Annotated in this window: 14 protein-coding genes; all 14 read right to left on the bottom strand. The window is 44.3% G+C overall.

Annotated features, from left to right (window positions below; all coding sequences use genetic code 11):
* Positions 1–153: 153 nt before the first annotated feature.
* On the bottom strand, positions 154–1,932 hold the full coding sequence (locus tag VN379_RS02905) for a methyl-accepting chemotaxis protein (protein WP_325530611.1): 1,779 nt from the start codon (positions 1,930–1,932) through the stop codon (positions 154–156).
* Between the two features lie 172 nt (positions 1,933–2,104).
* Positions 2,105–3,385 carry a lactate racemase domain-containing protein gene (locus tag VN379_RS02900; protein WP_325530609.1) on the bottom strand — a complete coding sequence of 427 codons (1,281 nt, stop codon included), beginning with the start codon at positions 3,383–3,385 and terminating at the stop codon, positions 2,105–2,107.
* Positions 3,386–3,637: 252 nt separating this feature from the next.
* Complete coding sequence (locus tag VN379_RS02895) at positions 3,638–4,924, bottom strand: MFS transporter (RefSeq protein WP_325530607.1); 1,287 nt, start codon at positions 4,922–4,924, stop codon at positions 3,638–3,640.
* A gap of 99 nt (positions 4,925–5,023) precedes the next feature.
* Positions 5,024–5,518: a hypothetical protein gene (locus VN379_RS02890; RefSeq protein WP_325530605.1), complete on the bottom strand. Its 495-nt coding sequence runs from the start codon at positions 5,516–5,518 to the stop codon at positions 5,024–5,026.
* Positions 5,500–6,318: a nickel-dependent lactate racemase gene (gene larA / locus VN379_RS02885; RefSeq protein ID WP_325530603.1), complete on the bottom strand. Its 819-nt coding sequence runs from the start codon at positions 6,316–6,318 to the stop codon at positions 5,500–5,502. The genes VN379_RS02890 and larA overlap by 19 nt, the downstream gene beginning before the upstream one ends.
* 99 nt (positions 6,319–6,417) lie before the next feature.
* Positions 6,418–6,966 (bottom strand): 2-oxoacid:acceptor oxidoreductase family protein, encoded by a 549-nt coding sequence (locus tag VN379_RS02880; protein ID WP_325530601.1) that lies wholly within the window; start codon positions 6,964–6,966, stop codon positions 6,418–6,420.
* The gene (locus VN379_RS02875) at positions 6,966–7,715 is read right to left on the bottom strand and encodes a thiamine pyrophosphate-dependent enzyme (protein ID WP_325530599.1); all 750 of its coding nucleotides are present in this window, start codon (positions 7,713–7,715) and stop codon (positions 6,966–6,968) included. The genes VN379_RS02880 and VN379_RS02875 overlap by 1 nt, the downstream gene beginning before the upstream one ends.
* A gap of 2 nt (positions 7,716–7,717) precedes the next feature.
* Entirely contained in the window at positions 7,718–8,785 is a 1,068-nt protein-coding gene (locus tag VN379_RS02870; RefSeq protein ID WP_325530597.1) for a 3-methyl-2-oxobutanoate dehydrogenase subunit VorB, read from the bottom strand.
* 15 nt (positions 8,786–8,800) lie between these two features.
* Positions 8,801–9,004 carry a 4Fe-4S dicluster domain-containing protein gene (locus tag VN379_RS02865; RefSeq protein ID WP_325530595.1) on the bottom strand — a complete coding sequence of 68 codons (204 nt, stop codon included), beginning with the start codon at positions 9,002–9,004 and terminating at the stop codon, positions 8,801–8,803.
* 95 nt (positions 9,005–9,099) lie between these two features.
* Positions 9,100–10,338, bottom strand: a complete 1,239-nt coding sequence (locus VN379_RS02860; RefSeq protein WP_325530593.1) for a (Fe-S)-binding protein — start codon at positions 10,336–10,338, stop codon at positions 9,100–9,102.
* Positions 10,335–11,726 carry an FAD-binding oxidoreductase gene (locus tag VN379_RS02855; RefSeq protein WP_325530591.1) on the bottom strand — a complete coding sequence of 464 codons (1,392 nt, stop codon included), beginning with the start codon at positions 11,724–11,726 and terminating at the stop codon, positions 10,335–10,337. Before VN379_RS02855 ends, VN379_RS02860 begins: the two co-directional genes overlap by 4 nt.
* A gap of 108 nt (positions 11,727–11,834) precedes the next feature.
* Positions 11,835–12,911: a butyrate kinase gene (buk, locus tag VN379_RS02850; RefSeq protein ID WP_325530589.1), complete on the bottom strand. Its 1,077-nt coding sequence runs from the start codon at positions 12,909–12,911 to the stop codon at positions 11,835–11,837.
* Positions 12,901–13,830 (bottom strand): phosphate butyryltransferase, encoded by a 930-nt coding sequence (locus VN379_RS02845; protein ID WP_325530587.1) that lies wholly within the window; start codon positions 13,828–13,830, stop codon positions 12,901–12,903. Before VN379_RS02845 ends, buk begins: the two co-directional genes overlap by 11 nt.
* A gap of 32 nt (positions 13,831–13,862) precedes the next feature.
* Positions 13,863–16,949 carry a pyruvate:ferredoxin (flavodoxin) oxidoreductase gene (gene nifJ, locus VN379_RS02840; RefSeq protein WP_325530585.1) on the bottom strand — a complete coding sequence of 1,029 codons (3,087 nt, stop codon included), beginning with the start codon at positions 16,947–16,949 and terminating at the stop codon, positions 13,863–13,865.
* Positions 16,950–16,958 lie beyond the last annotated feature (9 nt).

Below are 16,958 nucleotides of genomic sequence, written 5' to 3'. Positions count from 1 at the left end.
ATCAATATTCTATGTATTATATCATCAGCAGCCTACTATAGACCTGTTGCGTTTAAAGCACTTGTTCCGCTCTAAAGTCAGTGGATTCAGTGTCACCTGGATGCGCTTTCTCTAATGTCCTGATATAGTCTAGCTTTAAATGCGTGAGGGTTTCTAAACCCGAAATTGTTGAATCGTCAGCTGAAGATCCTGGGCCAATTTGGCCAAATCTTGACTAGAAGATGCAATCTCTTGCATGGAGGCCGATTGTTCCTCCGTGGCTGCAGATACCATTTGTGCTTCTCCAGCCGCATTTTTACTCAAGTTGTCGATTTGTTTTACTTCGGTGACGATTTGTTGACTAACACCAGCCATTTGCTTGATAGCTACGAAAATCTCCTGTACTTGGGCCGATACTTCAGTTACCATACCTGCAATTGCGGTAAATGTGTGACCCGCAATATTTACCGCTTCGGCTCCAATTTTCACTTCGCTATTGCCTTCATTCATGGACGCCACCGCTTTGTCGGTTTCTCCCTTAATCTCAGTGATTAGCTTCCCAATTTGTTTTGCAGCTTCTTGCGACTGTTCGGCCAGTTTTCTTACTTCCTCTGCCACAACGGCAAAGCCTTTACCTTGTTCTCCGGCTCGGGCTGCTTCAATAGCGGCATTAAGTGCTAAAAGATTTGTTTGTCCAGCGATGCCGGAGATAGTATCAATAATTTGGCCAATTTCATGGGATCGTTCTCCCAGCTTGGCTACTACCTTGGCAGAGGCATTAACTGTCTGTTCAATATGCCCCATTTGGCTAACTGCTTGTTCGACAGATTTCCTGCCGTCGTGCGCAGTATCAGCAGCTTTGGCGGATTGGGATGCGACATTGTTGGCACTAGCTGCTATTTTCTCAATTGCTAAAGACATCGCCTCTACTACTGTGCTCGTATTTTCCGCAGCAACAAGCTGCTGCTCAGCACCTTTCGCCACATTGACAATGGAGGCGGCAATTTGATTAGCCGCTTGTGCGGACTGATCGGTGTTAGCCGTGAATTGTTGGGAGGAGGCAGCAATTTGCTCGGCAGATTGCGCAACTTGAGTGATAAGGCGTTTGAAATTAGTATTCATATTGCTGAAAGCATTTGCCAAAAATCCGATCTCATCTTTGCGTTGTAAAACACGCGCATCTATGCTTACCCTTAAATTACCTGTTGCCATTTCGCTAACAACGGTTTGTGTGTGGTGCAAAGGACTAATTAAAGATCGTACCAAGATTAAGGTTAATCCGCAAGCTATTAAGAGGGAGATTATACCAATACTTCCCTGAGTCATCATAGAAATTTGCATGGCTTCTTCATACTCGCGCTGACGCATGATAATGGCAGCATCAATAGAATCATACCAAGCCCCAGTTCCCACTGTCCAGTGGTAAGGCTCAAACATCTTAACATAGCCGCGCTTAGGCAAAGGCTCATTCTGCCCTGGTTTAGGGAACCAATAATCGCTAAAACCACCACCACCGTTTGCTTTGGCTGCGTTAAACAAATCCTGTACAACTAGATTGTCCTTGGCATCCCTAAAGTCCCAACGTGACTTGCCTTCAAAGTTCTTATTACCCAATAAAACAATGTTAAAGCCCTCGTAGGTATCTACCCATAGATAATTTCCATTGTCATATCGAATCTCGCGGATAATATCGGTCGCCTTCTTTTTAGCATCTAACTCCGTGAGAATACCTTGTTGCTGTTCTTTATAAACCGCTTCGATGATGCTTACTGCACTCTCTACCTGCAGTTTCAAAGTCCGCTCAAACTGCTCCATCATGGCTTGACGCATTAAGGATATGTTGTTTTGTGTTTCAAGTTTCATACGATACAAGTTATACCCCACTAAAATGGCTACCGTAAAAAAACAAATAGCGCATATTGTGGCTACTGCTTTTGTGCGCAAACTGTTCATAGAATATCCTCTCCTGTTACCCTTTTTACTCTATTAATTACTAAAAAAAGTTTACTCCTCATTATACAAAAAATGCATTTAGGTAAAAAATAAAAGGAGTAAAAATAAACAGTAGATCTAAGCATATGTGAGCTTATTATTTTGATTCTTGCTCTTTTAGTTACTCTTGTTTTTACTTTAAAATTCTAAGGATGTTTCCTGCCTCATCAAACTGCATTGGTTTTAGTTCTTCAAGTAATTGCAAGTTTGATCTATCCAACACTTCTTGAACCAGGCTTTCAGAAACCTCAATAACCTCAACTTCATTAGTATTGCGAATATGGACGACTCTGGCATTTTCTGACTTAGTAATGCCAATACAAGTCAGAGCTGCCCCAATACTATCTTTTTCCGTAACAAAGTAGATGGGTAGTCGGCCTTTTTCTGGAGCCTGAGCCGTAATGCAATTAAAATAAGTAGACCATAGATCCAGTTTATCTACCAGTTTCTTGGTCGTAAAGTCTGCCAGACCAATACCAGTAGCCATACCATGGCTTTCTTCCGTGGTATCTAGTACAACAATTCTTTTAATGACAGGTTTTTCCGGTTCTTTCTGACCAAACACCAGAATTCTTCCGATAACGTTAGTATCCATACCTGAACCACTGACGTTTTTTCCCATTTCATCAATAATAAGAACATCTAATTCCTCGAAAGGTATCTTACCAAGACTGGATTTCGCCAACTTTAACAACTTTTTTTCTTCATCAGCGATTTCATCAGGCAACATTGCTTTGATGTGGGCTGTTTTGTGATAATAATTTTCTACCGAAGCAAAGGCGAAGGCCACTGGCAAGTGCTTAATGATATATGCACCGACCTCAGTAATGGCTTTTTCATAACCAAAATCCAGCGAATATTGATGCACAGTTAAAGCACCTTGCGGGTTACCAATCCCTATTGCACAAATCTTGTGGATGCCACTCTCGATATCTCCTTCAAATTCGGTATGTTCCTTTACTCGGTTAAATATAATGATCTTATCTAATTTTTCCGACCGTGTTATTTCATTAACATAGACTGGTATTCCTTGTTGGGTTGTCCCGATCTGAGTGGCTTCACCGCAGGCAATGACAGGAACATTCATTGTTTCCGAACTGATCCCTAGAGACTTAAGCATTTCTATCTGTCCTTCAGCCGTACCACCGCCGTGCGAACCCATTGCCGGTAGAATAAAGGGTTCCCCACCTACCTGCTTTACTTCCTCAATAAGCGCCTCCACGATAACTTTTAAGTTAGCTATACCACGACTCCCAACAGTTATACCTACTTTCTCCCCAGGCTTGATAAGGTCTGCTATGTTAATTCGCTTCACTTCTTCGCTGACTGCGCTTCTAATATCTTTAATAGCTGACTGTGCTATGATTTGTTTAACCCTAGCCATTTTAGGAAACTTAACGGTTTCTGCGTACATAAATTCCCTCCTCACAAATTAATCATTTACATACATTCACTTTTAGCGACTATGAGAATTACTACCACCTATGTCACACCCGTTAAAGGACCGCCCCGCCACTCTCCCATTGCCGCTCCCGGCTTGTATGGCTAATAACTCACCTGGCCACAGATTTGTCATATACCTGCCATCATATTGGCAGGTTTAACTTCTGAGGCCAGGCTATAGACAATTTATTGTAAATTTTTAATATCTAAAATATTTCGAATACTAATGATATCTTTTTGAGGACCCAGTGTGTATTACTTCGCTACGTTGAAGTGGAATATCAGGTTTAACAAATAACCAAGCAATAATCCCAATTACTGCAGACAACGCTGTTACGATTATAGCAGCCTGCCAACCATAATTCGTTGCTATCCATGCGGTAAGTAATGGAGCTATGCATCCACCAATATTACCCCAAAAATTCATCCACCCTGAAACAGAACCCGAGAATTTCCCACCAAGATCGATACACGCTGACCATCCTGCAGGGAACGCCAGGCCAAGAGATCCTAGTGACAAGGTAAGCCAAAAAACATTCATCGTTGGATTAGTGGCAATGGCCCCCAAATAGAGGAACAACGAACACAACACTAATCCTGTTATTCCAAGGTAAGACCTCGCTTTAGCTTTAGAAGCACCTGCCGCCACCAACCTGTCGCTGAATGCACCTACTGAGAGTGTCACAATACACAATGCAGCCCACGGAAACGAAGCGGCAATACCCATTTTTGCCAGCGAAAAATTCTGAGCCTCCATAAGATATAAGGGCAGCCAAGCAAGATACACATACATGATATAGTCTACAATGAAATATTGAATCCCTATTGCCCAAAATTGAGTTGAAGTGATAAAACTTTTCCACGGGGCAAGCTCTTTCTTATCCTCATCTGCCGCATTACGGCCCTCGTCAATGTACTTCAATTCCGCCGCAGACACGTAAGGACTTTCTTTCGGGGAATTCTTCGCAAATATCATCCACCCTAATGCAATAAAAAGACCTGCCAAACCAAAGATTACAAATACGGAACGCCAGCCAAAAGCTAGCATCAACGCGACAGTAATCGCGGGCCCAAATACCGGACCAACAAAAGCACCGCTAAGCATAATTGAAGATGCTTTCCCCTTTTCAGCCGGATTAAACCACCTAGCAACAAAAGTACTGAGCGCCGGATAAACTGGCCCCTCCCCTAGCCCAAATGCACCTCTGACGATCACCCACTGTGAAAATGTGCTAGCTGCGGCAGTAAGGGCCGTAAACACCGACCACCAGGTAACGGCAGCCACAACAACTATTCGATGACGAAAGTACTCTGCCAGTATGCCCCCCGGCACTTGCATCGCGGCATACCCCATAAAAAAAACTGTTTGGAAAAAGCCAATATCCATCTTCGTGAAATTAAATTCTCGCATAATTTCAGGCGTAGCAACCGATAAGTTTACCCGATCCATATAAGACATAAAAGTTATAAGGAACATCAATACCGCTAAAACCCATCTGAAATTTTTCATGTTTTCGGCCCCCTTTTCCATTTAACACAAACTTAATGAATACTCTTGCCTTTAACTATAAGTTCTTTCATCGATACATTTAACCGATACTTCGAATACTTATTTCAGCACAGGCACTGTATTTGCGGCGGTGGTCATCACGGTAATAGTGTAATCTTTACGCCCCAGCTTCTCTTTGGCAATCGTGAGCGCTTCTTCGGTCGTAACCGCTGGAATCATGCCAGCCTTTCTAATAAATTCGGCATTTTCTTTTTTTGTAACAATGATTAACGACAACTGGCGAGCTATATCCAATAACCTGTAAGCCAGAAATCCGGGAATTGTAAAATTAGCCCGCAGAACCATCTCATGCTCCAGCATTGTCGGATATTTAAACCAATCACTAAATTCAGCCGGCTCCATAATATCTGGCAGTTCCATGAAACAAATAACAACGCCGCCTGGTTTTGCAGCCATATAGGCATTGTCAATTGTCTTTACCCCCTGGTATAGGTTAATGTCTTTGGGAAAGCCACCGGCAGAAGAGACTACCAAATCAGCTTGTGCAGTAATGGGAACACCGTATATTTCATCTACTATTTTTGTACCGGCCAACCAAGCCTCATACCAGTGTCCGGCCACAAACTTGGCAAATTTATTCTCGGCGTAAACACTGCATTTAGTAAAAAGTCAGGCTTCGCCAAAGCAGCTTGCTCAACCATGTCTTCATTCATTGCATTTCCGTCAAGCTTACCGGAAATACAGCTCGGGTTTAGACCCTGGCCCACTTCTTTATTCATGCAAAAAAGGTGATTGCCTTGAATAGTCTTAAACCCGCTAATACCAGGTAATACCGCTTTGCGTCCACCGCCGAAACCAGCCATTAGGTGGTGAACAATGCCACCAGTCAAAATCACCTTGTCTGCCTCAGCTACGCTCTTATTTATGTAACAATCTACTCCACTCTTGGTCTTACCAGTGTATACCAGCTCATCTTGGTTATGGCAGTCGTGGTTATAGATGGCGACCCTCTGGCAAACCTGCTTTCCACACAGCACAACAAACTCTTCTTTGGTATTCAAACGGTGAGCACCAGGAGCGATGACAATGAATATACTCTGATCGGGAATGCCTGCATCGTTCAATTCATCTAATAACACCGGAAGAAACTGATCAAATTTGACCCAAGCACGAGTAATGTCACTGACCACCACCGCAACCTTATCACCAGATTTTACAACCTCCCTAAGCGGCGGAGTTCCGATCGGATTGCGGAGAGCCTCGCGTACTGCCCCCGGCACGTCAATAATTGCCTGACAAGGCTTGCCCAAAACATTGTTGATAATCTTTTCTTGTGGCAGACCTACTGTTATCTTGCTACTTCCATAACCAAACTCAAATACGGTTTCCGGCATAAAAAACACCTCCTAAACTTAAGCATTGGATCTAATACCCAACATCTACAGTTATAACCTCCTTCCTCCTTACATCGTTTCATTAAACCGAATAATTAACTAATTTGCTTTAAGCTCCATTACGAAATCGTAGCCCTTGTTAAGAGCTTCTTGGTTTGCAGATACTATTCCGGGCTTCGAAGCAAATTTCTTTGCAAAGGCATTCATGAGTGTTTCCTTTTCTACCACATCTGTGGCTGCCAATAATGCTCCTAAAGCCACCATATTTATCATTTTTACATTACCCAACTCATTTGCGATTTCGTTAATAGGTACAAGATAGGTCTTGATATCATCGCGTTGTACCTGCTTATTAACCAGCGAACTATTAATAATCATAGCCCCGTTTGCCTTGATTGTTGCTTCGAATTTGTCTAGTGATGGCAAGTTCATTATTACTGCCGCCGTCGGCTTGGTAACAATGGGTGCACCCACAGATGCATCGGCAACAATGACAGAGCAATTGGCGGTCCCGCCCCGCATTTCAGGGCCGTAGGAAGGCATCCATGATACATTTTTATTTTCCAACATCCCCGCATAGGTCAGAAGTTGCCCCATAACCATGACCCCTTGCCCGCCAAAGCCTGACATAATAATTTCGTGCCTCATTATTTCACCCCCTCAATATTTTTATAGATGCCAAGTGGGAATTGTGGTAACATATTTTCCTTCAACCATTTTTTAGCTTCTACCGGAGACTTCCCCCAGTTTGTCGGGCATGTAGCCAATACTTCTACTAACGAAAAACCTTCCCCGCGAATTTGAACCTCAAAAGCTGTTTTGATCGCTGTTTTTGCTTTAATCATATTAGCCGGGTCGTTGACTGAAACACGTGCAATATACCTAGCCCCATCAAGGGTTGCCAGCAACTCGGACAAACGTATCGGTGACCCGGCTGATGAAAGCTGGCGGCCATAGGGAGATGTCGCTGTTACTTGATTTACCAGCGTAGTTGGCGCCATTTGCCCGCCAGTCATTCCATAGATAGCGTTATTTACAAATATCGTCGTTATCTTTTCACCACGCGCGGCTGCATGCACTACTTCGGCCATGCCGATCGCGGCAATATCGCCGTCTCCCTGGTAGGTAAATACAACATTTTCCGGATGTACACGTTTAATGCCGGTGGCAACTGCCGGGGCCCGACCGTGAGCTGCTTGTTGAGAATCTATGTCAAAATACTGATCTGCCAATACTGAGCAGCCAACAGGTACGACACCTATCGTTTTTTTCTGTATTCCTAATTCATCAATCACTTCTGCCACTAATCGATGAATTATTCCATGTTGACAACCAGGGCAGTAGTGAGTCGACACATCGGTCAACGCTTGCGGTCTAGCAAACAACTTTTCCGCCATTGTTATTTGCCCCCTTTTATTCTAAATATTTCGACTATTTGTTCGTAAACATCCTGAGGACTCATCATCATGCCGCCAGTGCGGCCATAGAAGTGAACCGGCTTGGAACATCTGATTGCAAGGTTAACATCTTCAACCATCTGCCCCGCACTGAGCTCGATCGTTAAAACATCTGACGCATTATTTACAGCTTTCGCTAAAGCATCTTTCGGGAAAGGCCACAAGGTAACGGGCCGGAACAGACCAACCTTATACCCCTGTTCTCTTGCTATTTCCATCGCTGAATACGCAATACGCGACGATATTCCATAAGCCACAAGTACCAGCTCTGCATCTTCAGTAAAAGTTTCTTCCCAACGAACTTCCCGTTTTTGAAGTAATGCATACTTGTTTTGCAGCGTATTGTTCAATTCTTCTAACTCATCAGGCTTAAGCCGAAGAGTATCGATCATATTAGGTTTATCCCGTTCACCCATGCCGGTTGTAGCCCATGGCTTATCCACAGGAATTACCGGGAGATCATGAAAGTTAACTGGTTCCATCATTTGGCCGAGAGCACCATCGCTTAAAATCATTACCGGGTTGCGGTATTGATCCGCAAGATTAAAAGCGTGTACTGTTAGTTCAGCCATTTCCTGCACGCTGTTCGGCGCAACCACGATACAGTGGTAGTCACCATGACCGCCACCTTTAGTCGCCTGAAAATAGTCGGCCTGCCCAGGCTGTATGCCGCCTAGTCCTGGCCCACCTCTCATAATGTTCACAATTACACAAGGCAATTCACCGGCTGCAATATATGAAATTCCTTCTTGTTTAAGACTCACTCCCGGACTTGATGAGGAAGTCATGACTCTGGCTCCTGCACCAGCGGCACCATAAACCATATTGATTGCCGCAACTTCGCTCTCAGCTTGCAAAAATACACCTTTGACTTGCGGTAAACGCTTTGCCATATATTCGATTAGCTCTGATTGCGGTGTGATTGGATATCCAAAATAGTACCTGCAACCAGCGATAACAGCTGCCTCGCCGATCGCTTCATTACCTTTCATCAATACTTTCTCTGACATTTTTTCACTCCCAATCTATTCGTATATCTCAATTACTACATCTGGACAGGCCCTTGCACAGAGAACGCATCCTACACATTGTGAATCATCAGGGCAAGACGCAGGATGATAGCCTTTGGCATTAAAATCCGAGGACATAACAATAATGTCCTTGGGGCATGCATCGACACACAGCCCGCACCCTTTACACCTTTCCTCTCGAATAACCGGTTTCGGCATAACTCATTCCTCCTAAAGCTTTTTATATTATTGGAAGCACTTGTATAGATCTTCCCGAAATGCAAGTTATATTATCTTAGGGCATAGCATTCCTTCTAGAAGGTTTTAGCCAATAGTTCAATTGGATGTTCTACTGTCATCGGCAGATTTCTGCAGGCTATACCATGATTTATCTGCATTCGGCACGCGGGGCACCCTGTTGCGATTATGGCAGCATTTACAGTTGCTGCGTTGTTGAGTTTCCGATCCAGAATACGTTGTGACAGTTCGTAGTGGGTCATGCCGAAGCTGCCAGCACCGCCACAGCACCGGTCCGATTCCGGCATTTCATTGAATATTAGACCTGGTATGGCTTTGAGGATTTCACGCGGTTGCGCTTTGACTCCCTGGCCCCGGTTCAGATGGCATGAGTCGTGGTAGGTCACGATTGTCTCAATAGGTTTGTTCCCTGCTTTGACGCCAATGGTGTCTACCAGGAATTCCGATACGTCACGAACTTTTTGGGTGAAATCGGCCGCCTCCGGCAGCAATTCCCCGTATTCTTTCAGGGTGCCGCCGCAGGTCGCGCAATCCACGACGATTGCCTCTGCGCCAATTTCCGTCAATAACTTGACGTTGTGAGCCGCCAGTTTTTTCGCCATCTCCCTATCGCCGTAAGCCAGGTGGGGCGTACCGCAGCATTGGACGTCCGGCGGGACGATGACTTCGCAACCATGACGCTCGAGCACGTCAATAACCGCTCCCCCTAGAGCAGGATTGACCATATTGGTCATGCAGCTGAGAAAATAGGCCACCCGGATTTTGCCGCTTTTTTTTTGCGGCCGCTGAGAAAGGATGCTGCGGAAAGTTCGGGGTGCAAAATTTGGCATCAGTCTTTCCTGCTGGGCCATATCCGCGGAGACGGCTCCGATAATGCCACTGGCCCGCACCAGCTTCTGCAGTCCGGAAGTTTGATAAAAGTAAGCTATTTGGGCCGCGAATCCCTGCATATCATTGCTGGGCAGAAAATTATGCAGCGCCGCTTTGACGGGGAAAGGCAGTCCATCCTTTTCGGCAATGTGGGCTCTGGCCGCTAAAACCAGTTTATCCGTATTCACCATAGGTGGGCAGTTGGCTACACAGGCTTTACAGTTAAGGCACAGTTCCATGATTTCTTTGAGACGTGGCGAAGCCGTAATGTTACCATCAATTAGTTCCTTTACCAGTCTAACCTTGCCACGGGCCACGGCCGGTTCCGAGCCAAGCTCCGCATAGATCGGACATACCATCTGACACAGTCCGCATCGGATACATTTGAACGATTCCTCTTGAAAATCGCTGATAGACTGTGTCATGTTTGTTCACCTCGTATGAACATTTTTCCGGGATTTAAAATATTGTTAGGATCGACCGCCTGTTTAATCGCACGCATGAGCGCGATACCCTCGTCGCCAAACTCCCATTGCATATATTTTTGTTTGACTATACCGATTCCGTGTTCTCCGCTGAGAGTTCCTCCCATGTCCAACGCCGCCCGGAACATTTCGTCAATCGCCAACTCGACGCGCTTCATTTCTTCTTTATTGCGCTCGTCGGTCAGAATGATCGGGTGCATATTCCCGTCGCCGGTATGACCCAAAATGGGAATATTCAGCTGGTATTTGGCAGCGATCTGCTGGATGGCGCGGACGATATCAGGCACTTTGCTGCGAGGCACAGTGGCGTCTTCAGTGATGACCGTGGGCGCGCTCTTGGCCATCACCCCGAAAGCCGAGCGCCGCCCTTCCCACAACTTGGCCGCCTGGTCCGCATCCTGAGCGATCTTTACCTCACGGGCGCCACAAGCTTTGCAGGTTTCTGCGACTTTTTCGATTTGCCTGCCGACCTCATCGGTGCTGCCATCCACCTCAATCAATATGACGCCGTCTGCGTCCAACGGCAAGCCAACAGGTTTGAACGCCTCTATTAGTTTCATGGCATTATTATCCATTAGTTCGAGGGAAGTAGGAATAATTCGATTTTTAATTACATCTGAAACCGCTTTGGCCGCAACGTCTAGACTGTCAAATACGGCTAACAAGGTCCGTTTAGCTTCCGGCAACGGCAATAGTCTGACGGTAATTTCCGTAATGATTCCCAGCGTTCCTTCTGAGCCGGTGAAAAGCCGCATCAAATCATATCCACTGACATTTTTGATAGTCTTGCCTCCACACCGAACTATGCCTCCCGTAGGGGTGACCACTTCCAGACCCTGGACATAATCGCGGGTAATACCATATTTGACGCCCCGTGGTCCGCCGGCATTCTCGGCGACATTCCCACCAAGGGTAGACATAAACATACTTGATGGATCGGGCGGATAAAAAAGCCCTACTTTCTCAACGGCCTTGTGCAGCGCCGCCGTTATTACGCCTGGCTCAAGTGTCGCCGTGAGGTTGTCGGTGTCGATCTCCAATATCTTGTTCATCCGGTGCAGAGCAATGACAATCCCGCCCTCGATCGGCACAGAACCAGCTGAAAGGTTTGTCCCACCGCCACGCGGAACTATTGGTATTTTTTGTTCGTTGGCCAATTTCACGACCAAGGCGATCTCCTTGGTGCTGGCAGGCGCAACCACAGCGTCAGGCAGGTGAGATATCCACGTCGAATCGTAAGAGTAGCAAATTAGATCCTCTTTCGCTGTAAACACATCGTCTTTGCCAACTATATCTCGCAGCTTCTTTACGATTTGCTCGTTCAACATACTTCTTCTCCTCCAGTATCCCTCAGTACCCCAACCGCATCTATTAATATCGGTTTTATCGGTGATTTCCGCGGGGCTACTTAAATTAAGCAACCCCGTATAATAGATTTATTTGTATTCCTTTGCTTGCTCCTCGCTTCTAAGCACGCGTAATGCCCCTTCTGCCAAAGCAATCATTTCATTTTCTCCGGGAACCACTTTTACGTCTGCAATAAAACTTACCCGATCTGCAATCAGTTTGACTAGCATCTTATCATAAGCAAGGCCGCCAGTTAGAATGACAGCATCTACCACTCCGGATAATACGGCTGAACCCGCCGCAATCTCTTTTGCAATCTGATAGGCCATCGCTTCATAAACCAGTTTTGCTTTCTCATTACCCGCTTCGATCATTTTTCCAACTTCTCTGCCATCATTTGTACCTAAATAGGCCACCAAACCGCCCTTGCCAGCAATTAGTTTATTAACTTCGCTCATCGAATACTTTCCTGAGAAGCATAGCTTAATTAAGTGTCCAGTAGGAATTCCGCCTGCTCGTTCCGGCGTAAATGGACCTTCACCGTAAAGACCGTCATTAACATCAATGACTCTCCCGCCTTGATGAACACCTACTGTTATCCCACCACCCATATGGGCAACAATTAAATTAATTTCATCATATGACTTGCCCAATTCTTTTGAGATTCCCCGGGCAACCGCCTTCTGATTTAGCGCATGAAAAATACTTATTCTGTCACAGTCCGGCAGGCCAGATACTCTCGCGATATCGGCAAGTTCATCCACCACAACCGGATCAACGATAAACGAAGGAATAGTAAGGGTATCAGCGATTTCCTTCGCAATAATTCCGCCTAAATTCGAGGCGTGCTCACCTCTTTGGGCAAGACGCAAATCTTCGATCATGGCTTTGTTAACTGCATAAGTGCCGCCTTCGATGGGCTTTAACAGCCCGCCGCGCCCAACTACGGCATCCAGGGTATCAATAGCTATGCTGTTTTCCGCCAGGATTTTGAGTATCCCATTTTTTCTAAATTCATATTGTTCAATAACACCTTCAAATGGTGCCAATTCCTCATTCGAATATCTTACTACCTGTTCAAAAAGCAGCTGTTCATTGTCATAGACTGAAATTTTTGTTGATGTTGACCCAGGATTTATTGCCAATACTATAAATTTATCTCTCATAACCTTTTTTCTCCTCATATTGACTTGCCATCAAAACACCGATTGCGATTGAGTTGAGCTTTGAGATGTCGGAATCCGCCCTTGATGTCAAAATAATGGGGACTTTTGCCCCTACAATAATCCCTGCTATTTTGCCCTTTGCAAAAAACACGATTGATTTATACAACATATTGCCTGCTTCTATAAATGGCATTAGCAAGATTTCCGCATTTCCTGCCACTGGATTTGTAATCCCCTTATGTTTAGCAGCCTCAATCGATACTGCATTATCAAGAGCAAGTGGCCCTGCAACTATACAACCGGTTAACACACCGGTTTCACTCATTTTTACCAATTCCTCAGCCTCGAGGGTTGCCTTCATTTTCAAATTCACTTTTTCTACTGCACAAACACAAGCCACTTTGGGGTTAGCATTGCCTAACGCCTTGGCAACTTGTACTGCATTTTCAATAATTTGCTTTTTTGTCTGTAAATCCGGTTCAATATTCATCGCTGCATCGGTAATATAGAACAATCTATCATAGCCAGCCACATCTGCTACCGCAACATGAGATAATACATTTTCCGTCCTGAGTCCAAACTCTTTATCAAGTACAGCCTTAAGTATTATTGCGGTGTCTACCATTCCCTTCATAACAATTTGTGCTTCACCCTTTGCAACTAGTTGCACCGCTGTTCTACATGCCTCAGTGCTATCTTTTTGTTCAATTATTTCAAACTTATCTATATCGATATGATTTTCTTGCGCTATCTGCCGGATTTCCGCTTCCTTGCCTATCAGTATAGCGTTAGCAATCCCTAATTCCTTGGCGCTGTTAACTGCGAGCAACACTTCAAGATCGTGTGCGACTGCCACAGCAATTGTTTTAGGGCCTTTCTCCTGTGCAGTTTTTATAATTTCTTCAAACTTTTTTATCATCGCATTACCTCCGATATTGTTTTGCATTCATCCTATTTTCTGGCCAAATTTTTATAAGCCTCATATTTCTCTACAGCTGCTTTTTCGGCCATCGCAAATAATACTTCCGCTTCTTCAGGGAAGCTTCTTACTAATGATGAATATCTTACTTCGCCCATCAGGAAATCTCTAAAACTTGCCTGGGGTTCTTTCGAATCCAGTACAAATGGATTTTTACCCTCTTTTTTAAGCAGGGGATTATATCTGTACAGATGCCAGTAACCGGCCTCCACCGCATTTTTTGCTTCCAGTTGGGCATACCCCATTCCTTTTGTCAGACCGTGACTAATGCATGGCGCATAGGCAATGACCAGCGATGGACCTTTATAGCTTTCCGCTTCTTTTAACGCTTTGATTAATTGAGCCTGATTCGCGCCCATGGCTACTTGGGCCACATATACATAGCCATAAGTCATTGCAAGCATCCCAAGATCTTTTTTCTGGAGTTTTTTCCCCGAAGCTGCGAACTGTGCAACCGCACCAATTGGTGTCGCTTTTGAAGATTGTCCGCCTGTATTGGAATATACCTCTGTATCAACAATTAAAATATTAACGTCTTCTCCTGATGCCAGTACATGATCCAGTCCACCGTATCCAATATCATAGGCCCATCCGTCACCGCCATACATCCACATCGATTTCTTTACAAGATGTTCTTTGTTATTCAATACGTATTCTTTGACTACTCGTTCCTCATCAGTGAGACTTCCCAGCTCTAACGATGCTAGTAATGCTTTGCTTACAGCTTTTGTAACGTTTCCATCGTCAATATGTTCCAGCCATTTGGCAATGACCTCTCTAAGAGCTTCATCCTGAGTAAGTTTCAATAATTGTTCCAACTTCATGGCAAGTCTTTGTCTTTGCTGTTTTACTGCCAGGCACATACCCAAGCTAAATTCCGCATTGTTTTCAAATAAGGAATTTGACCACGCAGGACCGAAGCCATCCTTATTGACTGTGTACGGGAAACATGGTGCTGCCGCACCCCAGGCCTGGGTACAACCAGTTGCATTGGCCACATACATTCTATCGCCGTAAAGCTGGGTCAAAAGTTTCATATAAGGAGTTTCACCACAGCCTGCGCATGCACCGGAAAACTCCAGGAGCGGCTGCTCAAACTGACTTCCTTTTACACTAAACTTATCCAAAGGATTGTCTTTGTGCGAAAGTTTTAATGAATAATCCCAATTTACTATTTCCTCTTTTTGGCTTTCCAAAGGCATCATAACAAGTGCTTTTTCCTTTGCAGGACAAACTTGCACACAGCTTCCACAGCCGTAGCAGTCTAATACGTCTACCTGCATTCTATAGTTATAACTTTCTAAGCCAGGTCCTTTTGCTTTTTTCGTTTCATATTCCAGTGGTGCTGCTGCCGTTTCTTCTTCAACAATCAGAAAAGGCCTTATTGCGGCGTGGGGACACACATATGAGCATTGATTGCATTGAAGACAGTTATCCGCAATCCACTCAGGGACGTCAACTGCAATACCTCTTTTATCAAACGCCGATGTTCCCATAGGGAATGTACCGTCTTCCCTCCCGACAAATTGGCTGACAGGAATGTCATCGCCTTTCTGGGCATTCATAGGAATCATTAAATTCTTAATGAAACCAGGTAGATCACCATTCTCACCATTCATGCCGGTAACAACGTCTTCTGCATTTAGCCATGAAACAGGAACATCTACTCTCAGTACACCATCTACACCTTGATCTACCGCTGCATAATTCATAGCGATAACTTTATCACCTTTTTTGCCATAGGTTTTGAGAATCGCATCTTTCATATAGCCAACAGCCTGCGGCACAGGAATCACATTAGCTAATCTAAAAAAAGCTGCTTGCAGAATGCTGTTCGAACGATTTCCCAGCCCAATCTCTTTGGCAATTTTAGTTGCATCAATGATATAAAATTGAACATTCTTCTTTGCCAATGCTCGCTTTACAGTTGCCGGCAGGTTTTCGTCCAGCTCTTTACCTGTCCAGCTACAGTTTAATAAGAAGATCCCGTTATTTTTAATATCAGAAACAATGTCATATTTATTGATATAAGACGGATTATGACATGCTACAAAATCCGCCATTTTTACATAATAGCTTGAACGAATGGTTTTTTTCCCAAAACGCAAGTGCGATTTCGTAACCCCACCGGATTTTTTCGTATCGTATTCAAAATAGGCTTGAACATACCTATCTGTATGATCCCCGATGATTTTAATGGAGTTCTTATTGGCGCCAACGGTACCGTCGGAGCCAAGACCCCAAAATTTGCAACTGATTGTTCCCTCATCGGCAAGATCCAGTTCTTCCCCTACCATTAGAGATAAGTGAGTTACATCATCATTGATACCTACTGTAAAGTATTTTTTGGGCTCCACATTCATCATATTATTATAAACAGCTACCATTTGGGCCGGAGTAACATCTTTCGAGGACAACCCATACCGTCCTGAAAAAATCTGCGGTCTTGTTTTTTGATCGATAAATGCTGAGCAAACATCAAGATATAACGGTTCACCCAATGAACCCGGTTCCTTGGTTCGATCTAAAACAGTAACTTTTTTCACTGTACCTGGTATCTCTCTAAAGAAGTGTTCCATCGAAAATGGTCTGTAAAGATGCGCTTGAAGATACCCTGCTTTTTTCCCCTGTTTATTTAAAGCATCTACTGTTTCCTGAATTGCTCCACTTACAGAACCCATGGCAACAATTACATATTCCGCGTCTTCTGCTCCGTAATAATTAAAAAGCCTATAATTTCTGCCTGTAAGTTTATTGATTTCATTCATATATTCCTCTACAATAAACGGCAGTTTGTCATAAAAAGGATTTGCTGCTTCTCTCGCCTGAAAGAAAACATCAGGATTCTCTACCGCACTTCTCATTACTGGTCTTTCAGGGTTTAAGGAGTTCTTGCGAAATTCTTCAGAAGCCTCTTCATCCAATAACTTGTTGAGATCTTTATAAGCTAAACATTCCACTTTTTGAATTTCATGAGAGGTTCTGAATCCATCAAAGAAGTGTAGAAACGGAATTCTGCCCTTAATGGCTGCAAGATGCGCAACACCGGCTAAATCCATTACCTCCTG

The sequence above is a fragment of the Sporomusa sp. genome, from assembly GCF_035561255.1.
Taxonomy (GTDB): domain Bacteria; phylum Bacillota; class Negativicutes; order Sporomusales; family Sporomusaceae; genus Sporomusa.
This window is presented reverse-complemented; position numbering and strand designations above follow the sequence as displayed.

What these genes read in the sequence shown, in the direction of transcription:
- VN379_RS02880 (WP_325530601.1), bottom strand. Translation starts at nt 6,966, where the DNA reads ATGAGGCACGAAATTATTATGTCAGGCTTTGGCGGGCAAGGGGTCATG.
- VN379_RS02865 (WP_325530595.1), bottom strand. Translation starts at nt 9,004, where the DNA reads ATGCCGAAACCGGTTATTCGAGAGGAAAGGTGTAAAGGGTGCGGGCTG.
- VN379_RS02870 (WP_325530597.1), bottom strand. Translation starts at nt 8,785, where the DNA reads ATGTCAGAGAAAGTATTGATGAAAGGTAATGAAGCGATCGGCGAGGCA.
- nifJ (WP_325530585.1), bottom strand. Translation starts at nt 16,949, where the DNA reads ATGGATTTAGCCGGTGTTGCGCATCTTGCAGCCATTAAGGGCAGAATT.
- VN379_RS02875 (WP_325530599.1), bottom strand. Translation starts at nt 7,715, where the DNA reads ATGGCGGAAAAGTTGTTTGCTAGACCGCAAGCGTTGACCGATGTGTCG.
- larA (WP_325530603.1), bottom strand. Translation starts at nt 6,318, where the DNA reads ATGCCGGAAACCGTATTTGAGTTTGGTTATGGAAGTAGCAAGATAACA.
- VN379_RS02905 (WP_325530611.1), bottom strand. Translation starts at nt 1,932, where the DNA reads ATGAACAGTTTGCGCACAAAAGCAGTAGCCACAATATGCGCTATTTGT.
- VN379_RS02860 (WP_325530593.1), bottom strand. Translation starts at nt 10,338, where the DNA reads ATGACACAGTCTATCAGCGATTTTCAAGAGGAATCGTTCAAATGTATC.
- VN379_RS02845 (WP_325530587.1), bottom strand. Translation starts at nt 13,830, where the DNA reads ATGATAAAAAAGTTTGAAGAAATTATAAAAACTGCACAGGAGAAAGGC.
- VN379_RS02895 (WP_325530607.1), bottom strand. Translation starts at nt 4,924, where the DNA reads ATGAAAAATTTCAGATGGGTTTTAGCGGTATTGATGTTCCTTATAACT.
- buk (WP_325530589.1), bottom strand. Translation starts at nt 12,911, where the DNA reads ATGAGAGATAAATTTATAGTATTGGCAATAAATCCTGGGTCAACATCA.
- VN379_RS02855 (WP_325530591.1), bottom strand. Translation starts at nt 11,726, where the DNA reads ATGTTGAACGAGCAAATCGTAAAGAAGCTGCGAGATATAGTTGGCAAA.
- VN379_RS02900 (WP_325530609.1), bottom strand. Translation starts at nt 3,385, where the DNA reads ATGTACGCAGAAACCGTTAAGTTTCCTAAAATGGCTAGGGTTAAACAA.